This is a genomic window from Stenotrophomonas sp. Br8 (assembly GCF_014763005.1).
Classification (GTDB): Bacteria; Pseudomonadota; Gammaproteobacteria; order Xanthomonadales; family Xanthomonadaceae; genus Stenotrophomonas; species Stenotrophomonas lactitubi.
Genome location: NZ_JACGTN010000003.1, coordinates 194,569 through 217,706, shown reverse-complemented (window position 1 = coordinate 217,706; position 23,138 = coordinate 194,569). Strand labels below are relative to the sequence as shown.

The 23,138-nt window shown below is 67.2% G+C and carries 22 protein-coding genes; 5 read left to right on the top strand and 17 right to left on the bottom strand.

What is annotated here, in order from left to right:
- The first annotated feature begins 233 nt into the window (after positions 1-233).
- The 3 genes from mutS (at position 234) to katG (ending at position 5,957) form a co-directional block, all read left to right on the top strand.
- Positions 234-2,825 carry a DNA mismatch repair protein MutS gene (gene mutS / locus H3005_RS02335; RefSeq protein WP_191077503.1) on the top strand — a complete coding sequence of 864 codons (2,592 nt, stop codon included), beginning with the start codon at positions 234-236 and terminating at the stop codon, positions 2,823-2,825.
- A gap of 129 nt (positions 2,826-2,954) precedes the next feature.
- Complete coding sequence (locus H3005_RS02330; RefSeq protein WP_089239664.1) at positions 2,955-3,572, top strand: DUF937 domain-containing protein; 618 nt, start codon at positions 2,955-2,957, stop codon at positions 3,570-3,572.
- 144 nt (positions 3,573-3,716) lie between these two features.
- The gene (gene katG / locus H3005_RS02325) at positions 3,717-5,957 is read left to right on the top strand and encodes a catalase/peroxidase HPI (RefSeq protein ID WP_191077502.1); all 2,241 of its coding nucleotides are present in this window, start codon (positions 3,717-3,719) and stop codon (positions 5,955-5,957) included.
- Positions 5,958-6,150: 193 nt separating this feature from the next.
- On the opposite strand, the gene H3005_RS02320 is transcribed toward katG, so the two are convergent.
- The 3 genes from H3005_RS02320 to H3005_RS02310 form a co-directional block, all read right to left on the bottom strand.
- Positions 6,151-7,344, bottom strand: a complete 1,194-nt coding sequence (locus tag H3005_RS02320; protein ID WP_223880010.1) for a cellulase family glycosylhydrolase — start codon at positions 7,342-7,344, stop codon at positions 6,151-6,153.
- A 124-nt stretch (positions 7,345-7,468) separates the two neighbouring features.
- Complete coding sequence (locus H3005_RS02315; protein ID WP_089239660.1) at positions 7,469-7,876, bottom strand: RNA-binding S4 domain-containing protein; 408 nt, start codon at positions 7,874-7,876, stop codon at positions 7,469-7,471.
- Between the two features lie 9 nt (positions 7,877-7,885).
- Entirely contained in the window at positions 7,886-8,125 is a 240-nt protein-coding gene (locus H3005_RS02310; protein WP_100464017.1) for a hypothetical protein, read from the bottom strand.
- Positions 8,126-8,187: 62 nt separating this feature from the next.
- Here H3005_RS02310 and H3005_RS02305 point away from each other — a divergent pair, with 62 nt between their 5' ends.
- A complete protein-coding gene (locus H3005_RS02305) occupies positions 8,188-9,645 on the top strand; it encodes an MATE family efflux transporter (RefSeq protein ID WP_100551885.1) in 1,458 nt (485 codons plus the stop codon).
- Positions 9,646-9,705: 60 nt separating this feature from the next.
- Here the strand turns inward: H3005_RS02305 and H3005_RS02300 are convergent, their stop codons facing one another.
- From H3005_RS02300 to ffh, 11 genes are all read right to left on the bottom strand, one after another.
- Positions 9,706-10,113 carry a DUF1801 domain-containing protein gene (locus tag H3005_RS02300; protein ID WP_100551884.1) on the bottom strand — a complete coding sequence of 136 codons (408 nt, stop codon included), beginning with the start codon at positions 10,111-10,113 and terminating at the stop codon, positions 9,706-9,708.
- 34 nt (positions 10,114-10,147) lie between these two features.
- Entirely contained in the window at positions 10,148-10,582 is a 435-nt protein-coding gene (locus H3005_RS02295) for a DUF1801 domain-containing protein (RefSeq protein WP_100551883.1), read from the bottom strand.
- A 76-nt stretch (positions 10,583-10,658) separates the two neighbouring features.
- Positions 10,659-11,033 carry a DUF6404 family protein gene (locus H3005_RS02290; RefSeq protein WP_100551882.1) on the bottom strand — a complete coding sequence of 125 codons (375 nt, stop codon included), beginning with the start codon at positions 11,031-11,033 and terminating at the stop codon, positions 10,659-10,661.
- A gap of 81 nt (positions 11,034-11,114) precedes the next feature.
- Positions 11,115-11,516, bottom strand: coding sequence for a 50S ribosomal protein L19 (rplS, locus tag H3005_RS02285; protein WP_099821063.1), 402 nt, complete (start codon positions 11,514-11,516; stop codon positions 11,115-11,117).
- A gap of 152 nt (positions 11,517-11,668) precedes the next feature.
- Complete coding sequence (gene trmD / locus H3005_RS02280) at positions 11,669-12,427, bottom strand: tRNA (guanosine(37)-N1)-methyltransferase TrmD (protein ID WP_100551881.1); 759 nt, start codon at positions 12,425-12,427, stop codon at positions 11,669-11,671.
- Between the two features lie 8 nt (positions 12,428-12,435).
- Positions 12,436-12,948, bottom strand: coding sequence for a ribosome maturation factor RimM (gene rimM, locus H3005_RS02275; protein ID WP_025873820.1), 513 nt, complete (start codon positions 12,946-12,948; stop codon positions 12,436-12,438).
- A gap of 45 nt (positions 12,949-12,993) precedes the next feature.
- Positions 12,994-13,254, bottom strand: coding sequence for a 30S ribosomal protein S16 (rpsP, locus tag H3005_RS02270; protein ID WP_025873821.1), 261 nt, complete (start codon positions 13,252-13,254; stop codon positions 12,994-12,996).
- A gap of 145 nt (positions 13,255-13,399) precedes the next feature.
- Complete coding sequence (locus H3005_RS02265) at positions 13,400-14,182, bottom strand: aminotransferase class IV family protein (RefSeq protein WP_100551880.1); 783 nt, start codon at positions 14,180-14,182, stop codon at positions 13,400-13,402.
- On the bottom strand, positions 14,179-15,255 hold the full coding sequence (locus H3005_RS02260; RefSeq protein ID WP_100551879.1) for a nitronate monooxygenase: 1,077 nt from the start codon (positions 15,253-15,255) through the stop codon (positions 14,179-14,181). The genes H3005_RS02265 and H3005_RS02260 overlap by 4 nt, the downstream gene beginning before the upstream one ends.
- A gap of 88 nt (positions 15,256-15,343) precedes the next feature.
- On the bottom strand, positions 15,344-15,778 hold the full coding sequence (locus H3005_RS02255; protein WP_099821059.1) for a hypothetical protein: 435 nt from the start codon (positions 15,776-15,778) through the stop codon (positions 15,344-15,346).
- A gap of 55 nt (positions 15,779-15,833) precedes the next feature.
- Positions 15,834-17,210 (bottom strand): signal recognition particle protein, encoded by a 1,377-nt coding sequence (ffh, locus tag H3005_RS02250; protein WP_100551878.1) that lies wholly within the window; start codon positions 17,208-17,210, stop codon positions 15,834-15,836.
- 122 nt (positions 17,211-17,332) lie between these two features.
- On the opposite strand from ffh, the gene ccsA reads away from it, so the two are divergent.
- Positions 17,333-18,127 (top strand): cytochrome c biogenesis protein CcsA, encoded by a 795-nt coding sequence (gene ccsA / locus H3005_RS02245; RefSeq protein WP_089239634.1) that lies wholly within the window; start codon positions 17,333-17,335, stop codon positions 18,125-18,127.
- Between the two features lie 69 nt (positions 18,128-18,196).
- On the opposite strand, the gene H3005_RS02240 is transcribed toward ccsA, so the two are convergent.
- The 3 genes from H3005_RS02240 to H3005_RS02230 all read right to left on the bottom strand — a co-directional run bounded on the left by H3005_RS02240 (position 18,197) and on the right by H3005_RS02230 (position 23,011).
- Complete coding sequence (locus H3005_RS02240) at positions 18,197-18,661, bottom strand: hypothetical protein (protein WP_100551877.1); 465 nt, start codon at positions 18,659-18,661, stop codon at positions 18,197-18,199.
- A gap of 138 nt (positions 18,662-18,799) precedes the next feature.
- Positions 18,800-21,106 carry a tetratricopeptide repeat protein gene (locus H3005_RS02235; RefSeq protein WP_100551876.1) on the bottom strand — a complete coding sequence of 769 codons (2,307 nt, stop codon included), beginning with the start codon at positions 21,104-21,106 and terminating at the stop codon, positions 18,800-18,802.
- Positions 21,107-21,154: 48 nt separating this feature from the next.
- Positions 21,155-23,011, bottom strand: a complete 1,857-nt coding sequence (locus H3005_RS02230; protein ID WP_191077501.1) for an ATP-binding protein — start codon at positions 23,009-23,011, stop codon at positions 21,155-21,157.
- Between the last annotated feature and the right edge of the window lie 127 nt (positions 23,012-23,138).

The window sequence follows — 23,138 nt, the reverse complement described above, 5'->3', positions numbered from 1 at the left end:
GCTCCCCCGACGGCGCGCCCACAGCGACCATTTCATACGTGATCGCCGCTATCCTGCGGCATCCACGCAGCCACTGACCACCACGGCCGCCACCGCCGCTGCTTGTCTGCGACATCTCACACGCCACCAACGAAAGCGCCTTTTCCCCCCGACCAGTTACCATGGACAGCCCTGTACCCGTTCCGCACCCGCTGCCCTCCGGCGCGAGCGGACGCCCCTGATCCACGAGCCCCATGTCCAAAGACAAGTCCGCCGAACACACCCCGCTGATGAAGCAGTTCTTCGCAGCCAAGTCCGACTATCCGGACCTGCTGCTGTTCTTCCGCATGGGCGACTTCTACGAGCTGTTCTACGACGACGCGCGCAAGGCCGCGCGCCTGCTCGACATCACCCTGACCCAGCGCGGCAGCTCCGGTGGCGCACCGATTCCGATGGCCGGTGTGCCGGTGCACGCCTATGAGGGCTACCTGGCACGGCTGGTGGCGCTGGGCGAATCGGTGGCGATCTGCGAACAGATCGGCGACCCGGCACTGGCCAAGGGTCTGGTCGAACGCAAGGTGGTGCGCATCGTCACCCCCGGCACCGTCACCGACGAGGCGCTGCTGGACGAGCGCCGCGACACCCTGCTGATGGCCCTGTCGCGCAACAAGAGCGGCTATGGGCTGGCCTGGGCCGACCTGGCCGGCGGCCGATTCCTGGTCAACGAAGTCGACACCGATGACGCGCTGGAGGCGGAGCTGGCCCGTCTGGAACCGGCCGAACTGCTGGTGCCGGATGAAGAGAACTGGCCCGACTTCCTGCGCCAGCGCAGCGGCGTGCGTCGCCGCGCGCCGTGGCTGTTCGACGCCGACAGTGGTCGCCGCCAGCTGCTGAACTTCTTCAAGCTGCACGACCTCAGCGGCTTCGGCATCGACGACAAGCCGCGCGCCACGGCCGCTGCCGGCGCCCTGCTCGGCTATGTCGAGGAAACCCAGAAGCAGCGCCTGCCGCACCTGACCTCCATCTCGATGGAGACCGCCAGCGAAGCGATTGCGATGAATGCGGCAACGCGACGCCATCTGGAGCTGGACACCCGCGTCGACGGCGATACCCGCAACACCCTGCTCGGCGTGCTCGACAGCACGGTGACGCCGATGGGTGGCCGTCTGCTTCGCCGCTGGCTGCATCGGCCGCTGCGCCTGCGCGAGGTGCTGGTGCAGCGCCACCACGCGGTGGAGACACTGATCGACCGCGGCAGCGACGCCGACATCCGCGAGCAGTTCCGCCGCCTCGGCGACCTGGAACGCATCCTCACCCGCGTCGCCCTGCGCTCGGCACGGCCGCGCGACTTCTCGACCCTGCGCGATGGCCTCGGCCTGCTGCCGGCCGTACGCGAGGTGCTGGCACCGCTGGATTCACCGCGACTGCAGACCCTGCACGCCGCGCTCGGCGAGCACGACGAGTGCGCGCACCTGCTGGCCAGCGCCATTGCCGAAATGCCACCGCTCAAGCTCAGCGATGGTGGCGTGCTGGCCGATGGCTTCGACGCCGAGCTGGATGAACTGCGCCGCCTGTCGACCCACGCCGACCAGTTCCTGGTCGACCTGGAACAGCGCGAGCGCGAGAGCAGCGGCATCGCCACCCTGAAGGTCGGCTACAACCGTGTGCACGGCTACTACATCGAAATCAGCAAGGGCCAGTCCGAGCGCGCGCCGGTGCATTACACCCGCCGCCAGACACTGACCAACGCCGAGCGCTACATCACCGAAGAACTGAAGGCGTTCGAGGACAAGGTGCTGTCTGCCCGCGACCGTTCGCTGTCGCGCGAGAAGTATCTGTACGAGCAGCTGCTGGACACGCTGGGCACGCAGCTGGAACCGCTCAAGCAGTGCGCCGCCGCACTCAGCGAACTGGATGTGCTGGCCGCCTTCGCCGAGCGTGCGCAGGCGCTGGACTGGGCGCGTCCGGAACTGCAGGCCGGGCCGTGCCTGAAGATCGAACGCGGCCGCCATCCGGTGGTGGAAGCGGTGCGTGACCAGCCGTTCGAGCCCAACGATCTGGACCTGCACCCGGACCGTCGCATGCTGGTCATCACCGGCCCGAACATGGGCGGTAAATCGACCTACATGCGGCAGAACGCGCTGATCGTGCTGCTGGCCCACATCGGCAGCTTCGTGCCGGCCAGCCGCGCGTTGATCGGCCCGATCGACCGCATCCTGACCCGCATCGGCGCAGGCGACGATCTTGCCCGCGGGCAGTCGACCTTCATGGTCGAGATGGCTGAAACCAGCTACATCCTGCATCACGCCACCGCACATTCGCTGGTGCTGATGGACGAGATCGGCCGCGGCACCTCCACCTACGATGGCCTCGCCCTGGCCGACGCGGTGGCGCGCCACCTCGCCTACGAAAACCGCTGCTACACGCTGTTCGCCACCCATTACTTCGAACTGACCGCGCTGGCCGACGAACAGCACGAGGGCGGCCGCAGCGGCATCGCCAACGTGCATCTGGATGCCGTGGAGCACGGCGAAGCGCTGGTGTTCATGCACGCGGTGAAGGACGGCCCGGCCAACCGCAGCTTCGGCCTGCAGGTGGCTGCCCTTGCCGGCCTGCCGCGTGCCACCGTGGCACAGGCGCGTCGACGCCTGGCCGAGCTGGAGCAGCGCGGCGGCGAAAGCCATGCTGCCGAGCTCGCCCCGCAGGCGCTGGATGCACCGCAGCAGTTCGGACTGTTCGCCGCCCCGCCGAACAAGGCGCAGGAGGCGCTGGCCGCGCTCGACCCGGACGAGCTGACGCCGAAGCAGGCACTGGAAGCGCTGTACCGGTTGAAGGCGCTGCTGTAATCCCGGCCGCCGGGCATGGCCCGGCGCTACCGTTGTAGAGCCGAGCCCACGCTCGGCTGCCTTTCGCACTTCCGTCGTGTACACGGCGTTATGCTCGGGCGGTTCGTCCTTCACAGACCGGAGACCGCCATGAACACCGAATCCCTCGCTGCATCCCTCTTCCAGCAGCTGCAGCAGGGCCAAGGCCTGCAGCAGGTGTCGCAGCAGCTCGGCCTGGACAGCAGCCAAGCCACCCAGGCCGTCGGCAGCGCCCTGCCCCTGCTGCTCGGCGCGATGGGCCAGAACGCCAGTGAGCCGCAGGGTGCGCAGTCCCTGCTCAATGCCCTGCAGCGCGACCACCTCGGTTCGGCCGGCGGCGGCGGTGGAGGTTTCGATCTCGGCAGCATCCTCGGCGCGGTGATGGGCGGCGGCGGCGGCAACGCCACAAACGGCGCCGGCATCCTCGGCCATGTATTCGGTGGGCAGACCTCACAGGCGGCCGAAGCGCTGGGCCAGAAGACCGGCCTGGACAGCGGCAAGTCCAGTCAGCTGCTGGCGATCCTCGCCCCCATCGTCATGTCGTTCCTGGCCCAGCGGTTTGCCCAGAGCGGCAACGCCGGCCAGCTCAGCCAGGCCCTGGGCCAGGAAGCACAGCAATCCGGCGGCGGCATCGGCAGCCTGCTCGGCGGTGCGCTCGACCAGGACGGCGATGGCCAGTTCGGCGCCAGCGATCTGCTCAAGCTCGGCGCGGGCCTGCTCAAGCGCTGATCGCGCACAACGATCCAAGCGCTGCCAACCATAGGCAGCCACTATCGCAGCGGTTGAATCAATCGAATTTACCCATCGTTAGGCGATGCCTATGGTGGGTAAGCGATCTGATTCCCTCATTCGCCAGTCCACAGGTAGAGACCCATGAAAAGCGAAGCGAAGTGCCCGTTCAACCATGCCGTCGTCGGTGATGCGACGACCAACCGCGACTGGTGGCCGAACCAGCTGCGCGTGGACCTGCTCAACCAGCACTCCACGCGCTCCAATCCCCTTGATGCGGGCTTCGACTACGCCACGGCCTTCAACGGGCTGGACTACAGCGCGCTGAAGGCCGACCTGAAGGCGTTGATGACCGACTCGCAGGACTGGTGGCCGGCCGACTTCGGTCACTACGGCGGCCTGTTCATCCGCATGGCGTGGCACAGCGCCGGTACCTACCGCATCGACGATGGCCGTGGCGGCGGTGGCCGCGGCCAGCAGCGCTTCGCTCCGCTCAACAGCTGGCCGGACAACGTCAGCCTGGACAAGGCGCGACGCCTGCTGTGGCCGATCAAGCAGAAGTATGGCCAGGCCATTTCCTGGGCCGACCTGCTGATCCTGACCGGTAACGTCGCACTGGAATCGATGGGCTTCAAGACGCTCGGCTTTGCCGGCGGCCGTCCCGATACCTGGGAGCCGGACCAGGATGTGTACTGGGGCCGCGAGACCACCTGGCTCGGCGGCGACGTGCGTTACAAGCACGGCTCGGAGGGTGTGGAAGAGAACCACGGCGTGCTGGTGTCCGATGACGACGCTGATGGCGACGTGCATTCGCGCAAACTGGAAAACCCGCTGGCCGCCGTGCAGATGGGCCTGATCTACGTGAACCCGGAAGGCCCGGACGGCAATCCCGATCCGGTGCTGGCCGCGCATGACATCCGTGACACCTTCGGCCGCATGGCGATGGACGATGAAGAAACCGTCGCCCTGATCGCCGGTGGTCACAGCTTCGGCAAGACCCACGGTGCCGGCCCGGCCGACAACGTCGGCAAGGAACCAGAAGCAGCGGGCCTGGAAAGCCAGGGCCTGGGCTGGGCCAACAGCTTCGGCAGCGGCAAGGGTGGCGACACCATCACCAGCGGCCTGGAAGTCACCTGGACCCGCACCCCCGCACAGTGGAGCCATGACTTCTTCGAGATCCTGTTCGGCCACGAGTGGGAGCTGAGCAAGAGCCCGGCTGGCGCTCACCAGTGGGTCGCCAAGAACGCGGATGCGGTGATCCCCGATGCGCACGATCCGTCGAAGAAGCACCGCCCGACGATGCTGACCACCGATCTGTCGCTGCGCATGGATCCGGCCTACGAAAAGATCTCGCGGAAATTCCTTGCGGATCCGCAGGCCTTCGCCGATGCGTTTGCCCGCGCCTGGTTCAAGCTGACCCATCGCGACATGGGTCCGCGTGCGCGCTATCTCGGCCCGGAAATCCCCGCCGAGGAATTCATCTGGCAGGACCCGGTGCCGGAAGCGAAGCACCCGCTGATCGACGCCAAGGACATCGCCGCGCTGAAGCAGAAGATTGCGGCGACCGGCCTGAGCTTGGCTGAGCTGGTGTCCACGGCATGGGCCTCGGCGTCGACCTTCCGCGGCTCGGACAAGCGCGGTGGTGCCAACGGTGCGCGCGTGCGCCTGGCGCCGCAGAAGGATTGGGCGGTGAACCAGCCACAGCAGTTGGCCAAGGTGTTGGCCGCGCTGGAAAAGGTCCAGGCCGAGTTCAACGACTCGGGCAGCAAGCAGGTGTCGCTGGCCGACCTGATCGTGCTGGCCGGTGGCGTCGGCATCGAGCAAGCGGCAAAGGCCGGCGGCCACGACCTGAGCGTGCCGTTCACCCCGGGCCGCACCGATGCCAGCCAGGAGCAGACCGACGTCGAATCGTTCGCGGTACTGGAGCCGGCTGCCGATGGTTTCCGCAACTATCTCAAGGGCGCTTACAGCGTGCCTGGCGAGGCGCTGCTGATCGACAAGGCTCAGCTGCTGACCCTCACCGCACCGGAAATGACCGCGCTGGTCGGTGGCCTGCGCGTGCTCGGCGCCAACGTCGATGGCGGTAAGCACGGCGTGTTCACCAACCGCCCCGGCACGTTAAGCAACGACTTCTTCGTCAACCTGCTGGACATGGGCACGACCTGGAAGGCGACCGGCCGCGAAAGCTATGAAGGCCGCGGCCGCAACGATGGCGCTGCACGCTGGACCGGCACCCGTGCGGATCTGGTGTTCGGCTCCAACGCCGTGCTGCGTGCATTGGCCGAGGTGTATGCCAGTGCCGATGGCGAGAAGAAGTTCGTGCAGGATTTCATCGCCGCCTGGACGCGGGTGATGGAGCTGGACCGCTACGACCTGCACGGCTGACATGCTCTGGTAGGTGCCAACCTTGATTGGTACACAACACAACGCCCACCAAGGTGGGCGACTACCAGAGCGTTCGCACCCTGCCCTGGTAGATGCCGACCTTGGTCGGCACGCGGCACACGGCACAACGCCCACCAAGGTGGGCGTCTACCGATGCAACCGCCGGGCGTGGCCCGGCGCTACCGCGTAGGCGTCAGCGCGCTCCGGCCTTCAGCCGCTCCAGAATCGGTGCGAACAGCGGCGCCTGCATCGAACGCGGCGGCTGCACGGCTTCGCCCTTCTCGACGGCCTGCCAGTACGATCCCGGCAGCGGCTTGTCGCCCAGTTCGTAGTCCATGCCGTCCCAGCCGTCTTCGCGGAATGCGTAGAACGCCCAGTGCACCTTCTGCTGCTCGGCCACGTCCAGTACATCGCGCAGGTAGCGGCCGCAGTCCGGCCAACGTCGCATGCAGCCGAACTCACCGATCACCATGCGGTTGGCGCCGATGCCATGGGTCTTCGCCCAGTCCATTGGCTGCTGCAGGTAGCTGCGCACGCGCACGGCGTCCCAGCGCTCGCTGCGGTCGCCGAACGGCACTTCCGCGGGATAGCGGTACGGCGTGCTGCGCTTCTGGTTCGGCGCACTGGTGGCCGCATACGGCTCGTACATGTGCACGCTGTACAGCAGCTTCGCGTCGTCCAGCGGCGCAGGCCAGTAGTCGAACGCATCGGCCGCGGCATACCAGCCGGCATCAAGCATCAACGGTATCTCTGCATCGACTTCGCGCACGCTGGCCACCAATTCCATGTACAGCTGGCGCAGATCGCGCGGCCCGCCCTGCACGCCCGCATACCACTTCAGCATGTCCTCGCGGGAGGCATGTTCGGCCAGCGTGGTGGCGTATTCCGGCGCCGGCTCATTGATCAGGTTGTAGCCGGCCAGCGCCGGATGCCCTTTCAGTGCGGTGGCCAGGTCACGCCAGAAGCGCTGCGCAGGTGCGTGGTTGTCGAAGGACTGCCACAGGCGCTGGTCGACCACGTCGCCGTTCTTCTGTTTCCAGCGCAGCAAGGGCAGCGACAGCGGCACCAGCACCACCTTCAGGCCCACGGCATTGGCGTCATCCAGCGCGCGACGCAGGGTCTCCACATCGGCCGGCACCAGTCCTTGATAGTGGTCGGCATCGCCCATCAGGAAATCGCGGCCGCCGGCACTGCGCCATTTGTCCGGGGTCAGTCGCACCCAGGTGGCGCCGGTCGCACGCAACGCCTGGAAATAGGCCTTGTCCGGCGGCGCTTCGTTGAAGCTGTTGCCACCGCGCTGCGGGGTATCCCAGAAGGTGATGTCGGCGGCGAACACCGGGACGGCGGCGGACAGGGCCAGGCACAGCAGGCTGCGGCGCAGGAACATGGTGGGCTTCCATGAAGAGGACGTTCCAACGTGCGGGGCGCAAGCCGAACGGTGGCTGAGCGCAGGCGGCACAGCGCCCACCAAGGTGGGCGGCTACCAGAGCGCTTTCAGTCCGGCCACTGCGTCACAACGCATCGAGATCACCCAGGGCGCGGATCAACCGGCGTGCGCGCTTGTCCGGTTTGTGCTCCGGCGCCTGGTAGCCATCACGCGCGGCAATGCGCAGCGCTCGCAGTTCGGCACGACGCGCTTTGGAGGCCTCGCTCTCGGCATACAGCTGCTGCGCCACCGGCGCCGGTCCGCGCTGGTCGCTCAGGCCCAGCACCTGGATCTCGAAGTGTTCTTCACCGCGATCGACCAGCAGCTGCTCCCCCACACGCACCGCGCGCGAGGATTTCGGGCGCTGCCCGGCCACGGATACCTTGCCGGTCTCGATCGCCTGTTTTGCCAGGCTGCGGGTCTTGAAGAAGCGGGCCGCCCACAGCCAGATGTCCAGACGGACGCTGGGCGCCAACGGGGAAAGCTCGGACATCGGTAGGGACTACTCCGTTCGCTTGTTCAGGGGGCGCGGATTGTCGGGGTCGGTACGGCAACCAGTGCCCCCGATCAATGCCGGCGTTCCGGCCGCCAGATCCTGGCGCTGGCTGCCGACCAGGCACTCGGGGCGGTCGGTCGGCCGCACCTGGGTATCGCCCAGCCGGTCACCTGACGAACATGCGGCCAGTGCCGCTGCGATCAAGGCCACCGCGATCATCCGCATCGCCTGCTGTCGTTGATGCATTGCCACATCCTGCAAACCGGCTTGATGCTAGTGTGCGCCTCCCGGTAATCGATCACCACTCCATGGCCAAAGCGCCGCTTGACCTGACCTCCGGCCCGATCGGCCGCAACCTGCTGCTGTTCGCGCTGCCGATCCTGGCAGGCAACATCGCGCAGTCGCTGAACGGCTCGGTGAATGCGGTATGGGTGGGGCGCTTCCTCGGCGAAGCGGCACTGACCGCGACCGCGAACGCCAACAACATCATGTTCTTCCTGATCGGTTCGGTGTTCGGCTTCGGCATGGCCTCGACCATCCTTATCGGCCAGGCCATCGGCGCGCGCGACATCGCCCAGGCGCGGCGCGTGGTCGGTACCAGCGCCACGTTCTTCATCGGCCTGTCGGTGATCATCGCCATCGCCGGCTGGTTCCTGGCCCACCCGCTGCTGGCGGCGATGGGCACGCCTGCCGCCTCGCTGCCGTTGGCCGAGGCCTACCTGCGCATCATCTTCCTGGCGATGCCGACGCTGTACGCCTTCGCCTTCCTCAGTGCGGCGCTGCGTGGCGCCGGCGATTCGCGCACGCCCTTCCGCTTCCTGCTGGTCTCGGTGGTGCTGGACATCGCCCTGAACCCGGTGCTGATCTTCGGCATGGGGCCGTTCCCGGAACTGGGCATCGCCGGCTCGGCCTGGGCCACGCTGGTGTCGCAGACGCTGTCGCTGGCCGGCCTGCTGCTGTACATGCGGCACAAGCGGCACACGCTGTGGCTGGGCCGCGCCGACATGCACCTGTTCAAGCTGGACATGACCATCCTGCGTGCGCTGGTGATCAAGGGCGTGCCGATGGGCCTGCAGATGGTGCTGATCTCGCTGTCGGTGATCATGCTGATGACGATGGTCAACCAGTACGGCACCGACACCGGCGCGGCCTACGGTGCGTCGCTGCAGCTGTGGAACTACGTGCAGATGCCGGCGATGGCGATCGGTGCGGCGTGTTCGTCGATGGCCGCGCAGAATGTCGGTGCGCAGCGCTGGGACCGCGTGCGCGGTACCGCACGCCAGGGCATCCTGTTCAACTTCCTGCTGACCGGCGCGTTGATCCTGCCGCTGGTGCTGCTGGACCAGTATTCGCTGGCCTTGTTCCTGCCGCAGGGCAGCGAGTCGCTGCAGATCGCGCGGCACCTGAACCACATCGTGATCGGTTCGTTCCTGTTCTTCGGCGTCAGCTTCGTGATCTCCGGCGTGGTGCGGTCCACCGGCGCGGTGCTGCCGCCGCTGCTGATCCTGGCAGCGTCGCTGTGGGGCGTGCGCGTGCCATTCGCCGAATTCCTGCAGCCGTACTGGGGCGCCGACGCGATCTGGTGGAGCTTCCCGGCCGGTTCACTGGTGTCGATGCTGCTGTCGCTGGCGTATTACCGCTGGGGTGGCTGGCGCAAGGCGAGGATGATCAGCAAGCCGGTGCACGCGGAGGAACTGGCCACGCCATCGGAGATTCCGGCCTGCCCGCCGTCGCCGGTGGCCGACCCGGATGCTGTGACCCGGTAGCGCCGGGCCACGCCCGGCGAGCGCAGCGGTTGCCAGAAATCCGCCGGGCATGGCCCGGCACTACCGCTTTTTCTTCGTGGCGTTGTGCTTTGCGGCCGCACGCATCAGGGCTTTGAACGCCGCGGCATTCGGCATTTCGCCTTCGTGGATGTCGATCGCGCGGCGCGTGCCGCCTTCCAGGCTGGCATTGAACAGGCCCTTCGGATCCGGCAACGCAGCGCCGTGGGCGAAGGTCAGCTTCACCGCCTGCTTGTAGCATTCGCCGGTGCACAGGATGCCGTTGTGTTCCCACACCGGAGTGCCGCGCCACTTCCAGGTTTCCTCCACGTCCGGCAGCGCCTCGTGGATCAGCGCGCGCACGCGGGCGAGGATGTCGCCGCGCCAATCACCGAGCTCGGCAATACGAGCATCGATCAGTGCGGCGGCGGGGAGAGCAGCATCTGCGGGATCGGTCTTCTGCGTGGCCATCGTGTGGTCTCGTACGGGGAAAGATCCTTGAGAACTACATGCGTTCGCCGGGCAGCTCGCTGGCCTGCCGCACCCAGTTGAGGAACCGCGCCTCGTCCAGCACGCCATCCTCAAGGATGTGCAGGTAGCGCGTGTCGGCGCTCCTGGACGGTTCCGGCGGAACAGGCTGCAACCGCGCACCGCGGAAGAAGGCGACCTTGATGTAGCGGGCGAAGCAATGAAAGCTGAGGAACCAGCCCTCGCCGGCAGCGACGCCGTACATCGGCGAGTTCCATTTCACCGCCTTGTGCACGCCGGGCACGGCCTGCTCGATCAGTGCATCCAGACGTGCACCGACGGCCTGTTTCCAGTCCGGCATGGCGGCGATGTAGGCCTGCACGGGCGCATCGCCCTCACCCTTGGCGATCTGCGGATTACCGCCGGACAGCAGCTTCGGCGCAGCACTGTTGGCGGTTCGCTTGGCGGACATCGCAGGGGCCATGGGGGTTGAAGGCCCGAGCGTACGCCGCCGCCCGGCAGCGGTCACGGCGCACTGCGCCATGGCCTCAGAGGCTGCGGCGGAACTGCTGCCAGGTGGGCAGTTTGCGGGTCCCGCGCAGGAACCACATCAGGGTGGCCATCACCAGGCCGAACATTACGCCTGCCAGCACGCCAGCAAGCACCAGCAACGCCATTGCCGGGGCCCTGCCCTGCCACAGCAGCAGCCACATCAGCACCGTCCAGAACACGCCGAACAGCAGGCCCTGCAGCAGCGTATTGGTCAGGAACCCGGCCAGTATCGGCGGTGGCAGCGCGATACCCAGCCGCCACAGCATGCGGTGCAGCAGAGGGGCCGCTTCCCGCCGCGGAACGCCGGAACCGTCCAGGAAGCGCAATGCCACCTGGATGTCGGCCGGGTATCGATGGTCGGTCTCATCCATCCCTTGAAACTAACGAGGCGACACCACAAACGCAAACGGCCGCCCGAAGGCGGCCGTCGCGGCAACAACCGAAGTTGTTTATCAGCCCTTGGTTGCCAGACGGGCAACCTTGGCGGCAGCAGCAGCAGCCAGATCTTCCTTGATGCGGGCAGCCTTGCCTTCCAGGCCACGCAGGTAGTACAGCTTGCCGGCGCGGACCTTACCACGACGCTTCACTTCGACCGAGTCGATGATGGCGCTGTGGGTCTGGAACACGCGCTCGACGCCGTAGCCGTGCGAGATCTTGCGCACGGTGAACGAGGAGTTCAGGCCGCCGTTCTTGGTCGCGATGACAACGCCTTCATAGGCCTGCACGCGCTCGCGGGCACCTTCCTTCACCTTCACGTTGACGACAACGGTGTCGCCCTGGCTGAACTGCGGCAGTTCACGGGTGATCTGGGCGGATTCGAATTCCGCGACGATGGACTTGTTCAGCTTGCTCATGGGTTACACCGATTCATTGTTCGGGTGGGCGTGTCATTCGACAGCGTGGGCTCATGCAGTCACCGGACTGTGCTGCACGTTTGTTTTGGGTATTGCACGCCAGCCTGGGCCGGCGGTAATTGGCCATGATAGCCGATAAAGCGGGGCTGGCGCTAGGGCCTGCCCTTTTCTGCCGGGGCCTGGCGGGCCAGGGCCAGCAACTTGCGGTCGGCCTTGCCCAGCGCCTGTTCATCCAGCAGGTCCGGGCGCCGCTGCGCGGTACGGATCAACGACTGCTGCCGGCGCCAGGCGGCGATGGCGGCATGGTTGCCCGAGCGCAGCACGTCCGGCACGTCACCCAGCGGATGCTGGGCCGGCTGGCTGTAATGTGGGCAGTCGAGCAGGCCGAGGTCGCCCTCGAAACTGTCCTGCGCGGCCGATTCGGCGTCATTCAAGGCGCCTTCCTGCAGCCGGGCCACCGCGTCGATGATGACCGCAGCCCCCAGCTCGCCACCGGACAGCACATAGTCGCCGAGGGAGATCTCCTCATCGACATCGGCGGCCAGGAAACGCTCATCGATGCCTTCATAGCGGCCGCAGAGCAGGACCATGCGCGGCAATGCCGCCAGTTCCCGCACCTTGGCCTGGGTCAGTGGTGCGCCCTGCGGGCTGAGATGGATCACCCGCGCAGGCGTCGGATCGGCGTCGCGGATCGCCTGCAGGCAGGCCTGCAGCGGTTCGATCAGCATCACCATGCCCGGGCCACCGCCGAACGGACGATCGTCCACCCGGCGGTAGTTGCCCTCGGCGTAGTCACGGGGATTCCAGCCATGCAGGCTGAACAACCCCTTTTCCTGCGCACGGCCGACCACGCCCAGCCCAGCGGACTGGGCGAGGAAATCGGGGAACAGGGTGATGACGTCGAAACGCATGCTTACACTCAGAACTCGGGGTCCCAGTCGACCACGACCAGATTGGCCTCGAAGTCGACGGATTTGACGAACTCCGGCACGACGAACGGAATCATCCGCTCGCGATCGCCGCGTACGACCACCACATCGTTGGCGCCGGTACTGAACAGGTGCGAGACCTGGCCGAGGGCAACGCCTTCGACGGTCTTCACATCCAGGCCTTCCAGATCGACCCAGTAATACTCGTCGGCATTCGGCGGCGGCAGCGCACTGCGGGCCACGAAGACCTCGGTGCCATGCATCGCCTCGACCGTGTCGCGATCCTCGATGCCCGGGAAACGGGCCACCAGGTGCTTGCCGGTATCCCGGCCACGGGCGCCTTCAAGCGTCGATTCCTGCCCGTTGGGGCTGCGCAGGATCCACGGTTGGTAACGGAAAATAGCGGAACGCGGCTCGGTCCAGGACTCGAGCTTTATTTCGCCGCGCACACCAAAAGCGCCGACAATCCTGCCAAGCAGGATGCGGCGCTCGTTATCTTTCATCTGCGTTCAATCAGATGGGCCGCACCAGGGCGCGGCCCGTCAGGATCAGGCCGCAGCGGCCTGGGACTTGCTCGCTTCCTTGATCAGGTTGCGAACTTTCTCGGTCGGCTGGGCGCCGTTCTTGACCCAATGGTCAACGCGGGCCAGGTCCAGCTCGATGCGCTTCTCGCCACCCTGTGCAACCGGGTTGTAGAAACCAACGCGCTCGATGTTGCGGCCGTCGCGGGCGCTGCGGACGTCGGTGACGATGATGTGGTAGAACGGACGCTTCTTGGCGCCGCCGCGGGTCAGTCGAATCTTGACCATGGTGGTTTTTTCCTATTGCCCAGTCGCCAGGATGGCGCGGTAAGCGGGCGATTATAGCGGCAGATTCCGGCCGAGCCAACCCCGCGGAAAAACGGACCTGCCCGGTAGCGCCGGGCCATGCCCGGCGGCTTTCAGGACTTCCCGTTCAGGAAAGCGGCTGCCAGGGCACCCGCGCCAGCACCGCCCTGCCCTGCTCGGCCAGCGCCTGCGAACCCGGCAGCGCTTGACCGTCGATGGCGTCCAGCGCCCACAGCCCGCTGGCGTTGCAGGCGAAGGCGGCCTGCATGCCGGCCAGCGCATCCAGCCGCAACGGGCGGGCCTGCTGTGGACCCTCCCAGCCCGCCTGCAGCAGCGCTTCAGCGGTTCCCCGCAGCGCAGGCGCCTGCGGCCAGACCAGGTGTTCGCCGTCATGCACGGCCAGGTTCCAGGTCGTGCCCTCGGTGATCTGCCCATCGGCAGTCACCAACAGCGCATCGTCGAAGCCGGCAGCCAGCGCAGCACGGCGCTGGGCGAACAGGCCGAACGTGCCGACATGCTTGATCTGCGGCAGCTCGCGCTGCCATGTCACGCTGCGCACGCGCTTGGGCGCCGTCAGCGCGACCGGCGCGGAGACGGCAACCAGTACATCCACCGGTACGCTGGCCAGCGGATCGCGGAAATCGAAACGGCGCGAGAACACCGTGACCCGCATCGATGCATCGATCTGGCCGGCCTGCTGCAGCGCCTGCGCCATCCACGCTTGCACCTGTGCGACATCAAGCGCGCTGCCGAACAACGCCTGCGTTGCCCGCGCCAGCCGTTGCAGATGCAGATCGAGACCCTGCACCGCGTGGCCGCGCACCTGCAGCGAGGTGAAGTGGCCATAGTTGGTCAGCGCCGGCAACAGGTCTTCGACCCGCGCCGTGGCGCCGTTGCAGGTCACCGTCATCGCAGCAGTGCCTGCGCCTGATCCCACATGCCACGCAGCACGTCGGCGGCCGGCGCTGCCGGTGCCATCCACGCCGACTGCCCGGCCCAGGCCTGCATCGCAGCAAGCCGGTTTTCCTGCGTGGCCTGCTTGCGCATCGGTCCGGTCAGGCCACGCTGCACCGGATACGGGCGCGGCGCGGGTGCGCCCTCGGTGGCAGCGGCACGCACGTAGGCGGTCGCCAGCCCACGCCCCAGACGCCCGCTGAAAGCGCGGGTCGGCCAGGTGTCTTCGGGTTCGCTGCGGGCCAACGCATCGGCCCATGCCGGTGCCACCGCTGCTTCGGGTGTGCGCAGGAAGGCCGTGCCGATCTGCACCGCGCTGGCTCCGAGCATCAAGGCAGCAGCAATGCCGCGACCATCGCCGATTCCCCCCGCAGCGATCACCGGAATCTTCAGGTTGTCCGCCAGCCGCGGCAGCAGCGCAAACAGGCCGACCAGCTGCTGCTCGGCACGCATCGGATCGAAGGCACCGCGATGGCCACCGGCTTCAGCACCTTGCGCGACCACGGCGTCAGCACCCGCATCCTGTGCAGCGCGCGCTTCGGCCAGCGTCGTAGCGCAGGCGATCCAGGCGATGCCCGCACCCTTCAACTGCTGCACATGACGCGGCGACAGCACACCCATGATGGTCGAGGCCACCGCCGGGCGTGCCGCCAGCAGCGCACTGAACTGCTCCTCGAAATCGGCAGGCGTGGCATCCGCTGCGCTCGCCGCAACCTCCGGCCCCCACTGCCCCAGGAATGCACGCGTGGCGGCCTCGGCGGCCACATCGCGCACCGGCGCGGGATCGGGCAACCACAGGTTCACCTGCGCCGGCCCGCTGGACGCGGCCCGGAAGTCCTGCATCCATCGGCCGATATCCGCCGCGGGCGACAACACGGCGCCCATCGCGCCCATGCTGCCAGCGTTGGCCAGCGTGGCGGAAAGTGGAACCGGACAGGCGCCGGCCATCGGTGCCAGCAGGATCGGCAGCTGCAATGAAAAACGCCGACAGAAATCGTCGGCGCGTTCGAGAATCGGCGAAAGGCTCACGCGACGCACCTGTGGGAGGAGTCGCTGCCAGCATACGCCAGACATTGTTGCCGGGAGCGTCGCATCGGGCGATCCGCTCCCGCGTTGCTCAGCGTGCAGACACCGCGTAGGTGCGGACCAGCTGGCTGTCCATTTCTTCGTTGAACTTGAACGTCACATAGCGCGCGTCATCAGCGGCGAACTCTTCCTCGGCGCTGGCGCGGCCGATCTCGGTGCCCTCGGCATCCAGTGCGCGCGCCACCAGCTTGCCCTTGAAGGCCTTGTCGGCCACCACGTAGACCGCTGCGTCCTTGGAGCCCATGCCGCGGCTCTTGCCCAAGGTGACGGTGAGCCCGCGCGCAGCCAGGCCCGGATCGGCCTGCAGCGTCACGTTCATCTTCTTGTCCACGCCCTCGCCCAGCCCGGCGACGAAATCGGCAGCGGTGCCGCTGATGGCACTGCCGGCCTTCTGCGACACGGAGGTGTCGTCCTTGCAGGCAACCAGGCCCAGGGCCAGCGCCATCACCACGATCGACTTGTTCATGCACATTCCTTTGATTGATTCCGCGGGTTGTTCAAGCGTTCGATACAGCAAGCGCTCAGCGGAACGGCATGCCACGGCCGCCCATGGCGCCCATCATGCCCTTCATGCTGCGCATCATGCCCTTCATGCCGCCGCCGGCCATCTTGCTCATCATCTTTTCCATCTGCATGTACTGCTTCATGAGCTTGTTGACGTCGGCCGGGGTCACGCCCGAGCCCTTGGCGATGCGGGCGCGACGCGAGCCGTTGAGCAGGTTCGGGTTGCGCCGTTCCTTCTTGGTCATCGAGCCGATGATGGCGATCATGCGCGGCACTTCCTTGCCCTGGCTGACCTGCTGCTTGAGGTGCTCGGGAATCTGGCCCAGGCCCGGCAGCTTGTCCATCAGGCCGCCGATGCCGCCCATGTTCTGCATCTGCTCGAGCTGGTCGCGCATGTCGTTCAGATCGAACTTCTTGCCCTTGGCGACCTTCTCGGCCAGCTTCTGCGCCTTGTCCTTGTCGACCTGCTGCTCGACCTGCTCGACCAGCGACAGCACGTCGCCCATGTCGAGGATGCGGCTGGCGATACGGTCCGGGTGGAACACGTCCAGGCCTTCCGGCTTTTCGCTGACACCGACGAACTTGATCGGCTTGCCGGTGATGTAGCGCACGCTCAGCGCGGCGCCGCCACGGGCGTCACCATCGGTCTTGGTCAGCACCACGCCGGTCAGCGGCAGTGCATCGCCGAAGGCCTTGGCGGTATTGGCCGCGTCCTGGCCGGTCATGGCGTCGACCACGAACAACGTTTCAGCCGGGTTGACCGCAGCGTGCAGGGCCTTGATCTCGGCCATCATCGCTTCGTCGATGGCGAGGCGACCGGCGGTATCGACCAGCAGCACGTCGACGAACGACTTGCGTGCATCGTCGATGGCGGCGCGGACGATGGCTTCCGGCTTCTGGTCGGCGCTGGACGGGAAGAACAGCACGCCCACCTGCTCGGCCAGCGTCTTCAGCTGCTCGATCGCCGCCGGACGGTAGACGTCGGCCGAGACCACCATCACCTTCTTCTTGCGCTTTTCCTTCAGGTGCTTGGCCAGCTTGCCGACCGTGGTGGTCTTGCCGGCGCCCTGCAGGCCCGCCATCAGGATGATGGCCGGAGCGGGAACGTTGAGGTTCAGGTCGCTGGCTTCGGCGCCCATCACCGCGGTCAGCTCGTCGCGCACGACCTTGATCAGGGCCTGGCCCGGGGTCAGCGACTTCAGCACTTCCTGGCCGACCGCACGCACCTTGATGCGCTCGATCAGGGCCTGCACCACCGGCAGCGCGACGTCGGCTTCGAGCAGCGCGATGCGGACCTCGCGGGTCGCCTCGCGGATGTTCTCTTCGGTCAGGCGGCCACGGCCGCGCAGGCGCTCGATGGTGCCGGAAAGGCGCTGGGTCAGGGACTCGAACATGCGGCGCAACCTGTCTGAAAGCGGGGGACAATAAGGCCCACAGTATAACGGGTCCACCGCGCTCCCCGGACTGCGACGCCAGGCCCGTCGCCAGCACCCCGGGGGTATGCGAAACTTCAACGATGACAATCGTTCTCATCGCCGTCCTGCTCTACCTGGCCGCCAGCGCCCTGCTGGTGCGCGCCCTTGGTCGCAACGACGGGGTGACCTCGCCTGTGTGGCTGTGGCCTGCGCTGCCGGCGATGCTGCTGCATGGCGGCTACCACGTGCTGGTGGCGATGCGCACGACCGGCGGACCGGACATGCACTTCTTCGCCGCGCTGTCGCTGGTGGGTCTGGGCATGGCCTGGCTGACCTCGCTGGTGGGCGCGCGCGGGCGCATGTCCACGTTGGGCGTGGTGGTGTTCCCGCTGGCCGCGCTGCTGCTGGTGGTCTATCACAGCTACGGCCACGAACCGAGCAAGCTGCTGGGCTGGCGTCTGGCCAGCCACGCCTGGTTGGCGCTGCTGGCCTACGCCACGTTGAGCATCGCAGCGCTGCTGGCGATCATGCTGTGGCTGCAGGAACGGGCGCTGCGTCGCCGTGAATTCCGTCCGTGGCTGCGTGCGCTGCCGCCGATGGCCGACCTTGAATCGCTGCTGTTCCGGGTGATCACCGTCGGCTTCGCCCTGCTGACCCTGACCCTCGTCACCGGCGTGCTGTTCGTCGACGACCTGCTGGCGCAGAAGCTGGTGCACAAGACGGTGCTGAGCGTGCTGTCGTGGATCGTGTTCGGCGTGCTGCTGATCGGCCGCCGTCGCTACGGCTGGCGCGGCACGAAGGCGGTGCACTGGACGCTGACGGCGATGCTGTTGCTGCTGCTGGCGTTCTTCGGCAGCCAGTTCGTGATCGAACTGGTGTTCGGGCATTCGCGATAGAGGCGTGCCGGCCGCCGGCCGGCAATCGGAGCACAGTAGATCCACGCCATGCGTGGATGCCCCAGATGCTCAGGGCACCGGCTGGGCCAGGATCCTGCGCACCGAGCGGCCACTGTTGGTGAGGATGTCATCGACCTGCCAGCAGCCCTCGCCCTTGCGCACCATCGGCAACCTCGTCACGTAGGCCTTGTTCCAAACCGAGTAGCGCATCTCGACCTGGCCCGCCGTGGCTGACGCCTGCTTCCAGCTGTAGCGCACGGGGCCGTCGATATCCCCGTCCTGCGCGTCCAGCCACGGATCGGAATCGATCGTGCAGATGCCCTCTTCGCGCATCTGGCAGGCACGCTCGGCGTGCAGCGACTTGGCAAATGCCGCGCTGACCAGTGCCTGCGGCGGCTGCAGCAGATCGCCCTTGCCGGTGGTCGCTTCGAAGAAGGCCCGTGCTACGTCGGCCGGTTGCTGGCAGGCAGGCGCAGCCTGCACGGCGGGGGCCAACAGCAGGCTGACGATCACCAACATCCCTGTCTTTCGCATGTATTTCTCCTTGAGGTAGTGCCGGCCGCTGGCCGGCAACACAGGATCTCATGGGGTTGCCGGCCAGCGGCCGGCACTACCGGCAACACGTAGGCGTAGCGCCGGGCCGTGCCCGGCGAGCCCGCAGCGCAGCAGAGATTACAGCCCGTACCGCTCGATCGCATCCAGGTGCGGCTGGCGGTCCTGGTCGCAGGCCTCGGCCAGGCGCAGCCAGCAGTGCGGGTGCGCCCAATCCGCCGTAGCCTGCTGCAGGAAACGATGCAGTGCCAGCGGCGCGTGATCCTGCGGCTGGGCGACAGTGAACAGCAGACCCGGCAGCGTGCCGTCTTCCGCGTCCGGATCGGTCACGGTGTAGTCCGCACGGCTGTGCGACCACACCTGCCAGCCCTGTGCCTCGGCGGCTTCCACGAAGGCGTTCCATGCATCTTCACCGGGGTGCGCGCCGTCGACCAGCCAGCTGCGTGCGAAACCACCCCGCTCCAGCACATGCACCTGCGCATAGGTCGGAATGAAGTGCTCGCGCTCCGCTTCGTCTTCTGGTGCCGGGTGCACCAGGCCGGCGTCGAACACCACCCAGTCACCCACCTGCTGCGCACGGTTGGCCGGTGCGTTCTCGACGATGCGCGCGGTCACCGGGCCGCTGCGGCGGGCGTAGTACTCCATCGGCTCGCCGCCTTCTTCACTGCGGATGATCACCCAGCCCCACGGCTCTTCGACCACACCCTGCTGGCTGGACAGTTCCATGCCGATCGCTGCTGCCGAGCGGCGCACCGCATCCCAGTCGCGCGCCGCGCTGGCCGCACTCATGTGGTCCCAGTGCGCGGCGTTTGGCTCTTCCAGCAGTTCCACCAGCTGCGCATAGCAGGCCTGCGCCTCGCTGAAGCGGCCGGTCTCCATGTACATCCGGGCAAGCGTCCCGCGTGCACCGTTCGAGCCCGGCGACAACGCCAGCAACGCCTGCGCGGCCTGCTCCAGCGTCGGCCAGTCGGACGCGCGCCGTGCACGCTGTACCTCGCACCAGTGCGCGAACACAGGCACGCTGTCGCGGTAGGTCGCGGCCAGCCTGCGCAGGCCGTCATCATCGCCCTGCTCGGCCAGCCAACGCATCAGCGTGTAGGCCGCTGCACCATCTTCCTGCGCGTGGCCGCGCACGAAGTCCCACAGCAGTGCCTGCGCTTCGCTCTTCGCGCCACAGGCATGCAGCGCCGACGCGGCGACCTCGGCCAATGCGCCGTCATCCGGCCGCTCGGCGTGCGCCTGCAGCAGCCACTGCGCTTCACGCTCGGGATCGCGCGACTGGTTCTGTTCGCCCTGCACTTGCAGCCACGCCAGCAGTTCATCAGCAGGCACCGGTAGCGGTGCCGTCTCCGGCAGCGCCTCGATCCGTGCCGCCAAGCCCGCCACCAGCGCGGCAGCGCCACGGTCCTGCCGCAGTTGCGCCAGATGGGTGCGGGCCAGGCCCAGCTGGCGCTGCGCCACCCAGCGCGCTCCGCGCTGCAGGGCCAGTTCCAGGCTCAATGCAGCGATCTCGATCACCAGGCGATGCGCGCCAACAGTGGCGAAGTGCTCGATGATGGTGTTGAAGCGCGTGCCCAGATCCCAGGTGTTGCGTTCGCCATCACGACTGCACAGCGTTGACGCGGTATTGGCCCACAGCCGCCAGTGGTTCGGTGTGAGCTCGCTCCAGGGCACCAGCTGCTGCAGCGCCTCTTCATCACGCCCCAGCTGGGCCAGCGCCCAGGCCTTGGACAGCCGGCGCGGCACGGTGCAGTTGGCAGGCTCGTACTCGCCTGCAGCGGCCACCTCGGCCTCACGCTGCTCGATCAACGCCAGCGCCTCCGCCGCGCGGCCGCTGGCCAGCAGGATCTTGATCTGCATTTCCGGGAAGCTGTCGAACACTTCCTTGCCACGCGCCTGGATCGCCGCCGCCTGCACCTGCAGGTAATCCAGCGCGTCCTGGCCGCGGCCGTCGTCCAGCAGCGCGTCGGCCTTCTCGCAGCTCAGGCACTGGAAGCAGGCCCAGCTCGGGTCGATGCGTCCCAGCGTCTCGTCGCAGACCTCGATGCGCTCGGGCACCCAGCCCGGACCATCGATGTTGCCGTAGCAGGCGGCAAGATCCTGGGTGACGCAGATCGACTGCGGGCAGTCCAGGGTATCGGCACGGTGTGCGCGTTCGAACAGCGCTACTGACTCGCCCAGCGCGCTTTCACCTTCCACGCGGTTGCCGACGCGGTTGCGCAGCGCCCAATGGCCGACGTAGACGTCGACCCAGGGGTTGTCCAGCGCCTTGCCCAGCGCGCGCGCTTCGGGAAGCAACGCATCGACGCGGTCGACCTGCAGTTCACTGACTTCATCGGCAAGGCGGGTCAGCAGGTGGGCGTTCTGTGCCTGCCCGGCCTGGCGCAGGTCTTCCTGCAGTTTTTCGACCCAGTTCCAGATATCCATGGGGGTAATGCTCCTGTCTAGCGAAGGCTGGATGAGAGGGGGCGGTGCTCAGCGCAGCATCTGCTGCAGGGCACCGGCAATATCGGTAAATGCACTATTGAGATCGGGGCCCGGCGTCGCCGCAGTGCGCTGCAACGGCCGGCCCTGCGCGGACACGATGATCTTCAGCGAGCGCAGCAGGCGCGCGGCAGACGCGGCCTGCGGGTGGCCATCGCGCTGGGCCTGCAGCAAGGCCTGCACCGCCGGATTGTCCAGGTTGAGGTAGAGCCGCGACGGTGCACGTGCCTCGATGCGCGCGGTGAACTGGCGCGCCAGCCGCAATGCGGCCATCGATACGCGCTTGTCGTTCTCGTCGTCTTCCAGGCGTTGCTTCAGTTCGGCTTCGCGGTCGGGCACCACCACCACCGGCAGCGCCTCGGGGCTGAAATGCGCCGGCAGCAATTGTTCGCCGTCGCCCAGGTGTTCGCGCAGCCAGGCCAACTGCGTATCGTCAAGGCTGTCGTCGGTGCGGAACAGCGCTCGATTGCCCTGCTCGGTACCGAGTTCGACCAGGCGCAGGCCCTTGGCCTGGGCCCAGCGGCGCAGGAAAGGCACCACGGCATAGCGATGGCCATGCGCGACCGGCACGCCCATCGCACGGAACAGCATTTCCTCGAAGCCGCCACCGTTGTCGAGGATCACATGCACGGCGCCGCGCGCCGGCAACGCGCTGGCCGGCAGGTCACCCTGCGAGGTCGGCACGCGCACGTGTTCCAGCAGCAGGTCGAACAGGCGCTCATCGCACAGCGCCGCGCCCAGCAGGGCTTCGTTGTGGCGGCTGAGCACGCGTCGCCAGGCTTCGGGCTGCTGCCGCGCAACGTCGGCCAGGCCATCGATCAGCGCTTCCAGCAGGGCGTGCTGCACGGCGCGATAGTGGTCATCGCGCTGCAGGTCCTCGCGGCTGGCGGTCGGGGTCAGCTTCGACGATTCGATCACCCCGCCGATGAAGCCGGCCCACGGCGGCAGCAGGTCGCGCGCGTCGTCGTCCAGCAGCATGCCGCGCACGAACACCGACAGATTGCGGTTGTCGCTGGTGCCGTAGGTGGCACCGTCCTGCACCCAGAGCATGCCGATGGCGTCACTGCTGCCATCGGACTGCAGCGGCATCGTCACGATGGGCTCGAAATCGTGTTCGAAGCGGGCCGCGAACTGCTGCGCCTGGCGGCGTGCCTGCACCGGATGCAGCGCGACGTCCCCCTGCCCGCGCCACGGCGGCGGTTCGGGATTGATCGCGGCGGTCGCCGCACCGATGAAGATCGGCTCGGACAGCAGCGCGCAGTAGCGGCCCAGCACCTCGTGCAGGCGCGCTTCGTTGGCCAGCGGCAGGAAGTCCGGATGCAGCTCCAGCTCGACCTCGGTGCCGATCGCGCGTGCCGGCACTTCGCTGACGGTGTACTGCTCGGCATTGCTGGACACGTACAGGTGGCCCAGCTCGGGTGACTGGTAGGAGGTGGTACGCACGCTGACACGGCGCGCCAGCACGAAGGCCGACAGGAACCCCAGGCCGAACATGCCGATCAGGCCTTCATTGTCCTCGCCGTCCTGGCGCAGGCCGCGGGTGTAACCGACCCCGACCGTGGCCAGGTAATCGTGGATTTCCTGCCGGGTCAGGCCGGCACCGGTGTCGGTGATGCGCAGCACGCCGGCGGCGACATCGACCTGCACGTCGATGCGCGACACATTCTGGATGCCGGGCTGCTCGATACGGCGACGGATGATCGAATCGTGCGCGTTCTGCACCAGCTCGCGCAGCGCCACCATCGGGGTGGAGTACAGGTGCTTGCCCAGCACCGTCATCAGTCCATTGAGATCGACCCCGGCGCGGCGGATTTCGGCGGTGGGGGTGCTGAACATCGGGTCCTGCATGTAATCGATTACTCCTTGCCACGGAAAGGCGCCAGGGGGCGCCTTCGTCGAGCCGGGAAAACTAGCACAGGCAGGCTGACCGTTGCCGCATGTGACGTTTGTAGAGCCGAGCCCACGCTCGGCTGCC

Bases quoted from the DNA above. Each gene is read 5' to 3' on its own strand.
- H3005_RS02310 (WP_100464017.1), bottom strand. From the start codon at position 8,125: ATGCATCAACGACAGCAGGCGATGCGGATGATCGCGGTGGCCTTGATC.
- H3005_RS02255 (WP_099821059.1), bottom strand. From the start codon at position 15,778: ATGAACAAGTCGATCGTGGTGATGGCGCTGGCCCTGGGCCTGGTTGCC.
- katG (WP_191077502.1), top strand. From the start codon at position 3,717: ATGAAAAGCGAAGCGAAGTGCCCGTTCAACCATGCCGTCGTCGGTGAT.
- H3005_RS02265 (WP_100551880.1), bottom strand. From the start codon at position 14,182: ATGACGGTGACCTGCAACGGCGCCACGGCGCGGGTCGAAGACCTGTTG.
- H3005_RS02320 (WP_223880010.1), bottom strand. From the start codon at position 7,344: ATGTTCCTGCGCCGCAGCCTGCTGTGCCTGGCCCTGTCCGCCGCCGTC.
- H3005_RS02230 (WP_191077501.1), bottom strand. From the start codon at position 23,011: ATGCAGGACCCGATGTTCAGCACCCCCACCGCCGAAATCCGCCGCGCC.
- H3005_RS02295 (WP_100551883.1), bottom strand. From the start codon at position 10,582: ATGTCCGCCAAGCGAACCGCCAACAGTGCTGCGCCGAAGCTGCTGTCC.
- H3005_RS02300 (WP_100551884.1), bottom strand. From the start codon at position 10,113: ATGGCCACGCAGAAGACCGATCCCGCAGATGCTGCTCTCCCCGCCGCC.
- rpsP (WP_025873821.1), bottom strand. From the start codon at position 13,254: ATGGTCAAGATTCGACTGACCCGCGGCGGCGCCAAGAAGCGTCCGTTC.
- H3005_RS02235 (WP_100551876.1), bottom strand. From the start codon at position 21,106: ATGGATATCTGGAACTGGGTCGAAAAACTGCAGGAAGACCTGCGCCAG.
- mutS (WP_191077503.1), top strand. From the start codon at position 234: ATGTCCAAAGACAAGTCCGCCGAACACACCCCGCTGATGAAGCAGTTC.
- H3005_RS02305 (WP_100551885.1), top strand. From the start codon at position 8,188: ATGGCCAAAGCGCCGCTTGACCTGACCTCCGGCCCGATCGGCCGCAAC.
- H3005_RS02330 (WP_089239664.1), top strand. From the start codon at position 2,955: ATGAACACCGAATCCCTCGCTGCATCCCTCTTCCAGCAGCTGCAGCAG.
- rplS (WP_099821063.1), bottom strand. From the start codon at position 11,516: ATGAGCAAGCTGAACAAGTCCATCGTCGCGGAATTCGAATCCGCCCAG.
- H3005_RS02240 (WP_100551877.1), bottom strand. From the start codon at position 18,661: ATGCGAAAGACAGGGATGTTGGTGATCGTCAGCCTGCTGTTGGCCCCC.
- trmD (WP_100551881.1), bottom strand. From the start codon at position 12,427: ATGCGTTTCGACGTCATCACCCTGTTCCCCGATTTCCTCGCCCAGTCC.
- ccsA (WP_089239634.1), top strand. From the start codon at position 17,333: ATGACAATCGTTCTCATCGCCGTCCTGCTCTACCTGGCCGCCAGCGCC.
- H3005_RS02315 (WP_089239660.1), bottom strand. From the start codon at position 7,876: ATGTCCGAGCTTTCCCCGTTGGCGCCCAGCGTCCGTCTGGACATCTGG.
- H3005_RS02290 (WP_100551882.1), bottom strand. From the start codon at position 11,033: ATGGATGAGACCGACCATCGATACCCGGCCGACATCCAGGTGGCATTG.
- ffh (WP_100551878.1), bottom strand. From the start codon at position 17,210: ATGTTCGAGTCCCTGACCCAGCGCCTTTCCGGCACCATCGAGCGCCTG.
- rimM (WP_025873820.1), bottom strand. From the start codon at position 12,948: ATGAAAGATAACGAGCGCCGCATCCTGCTTGGCAGGATTGTCGGCGCT.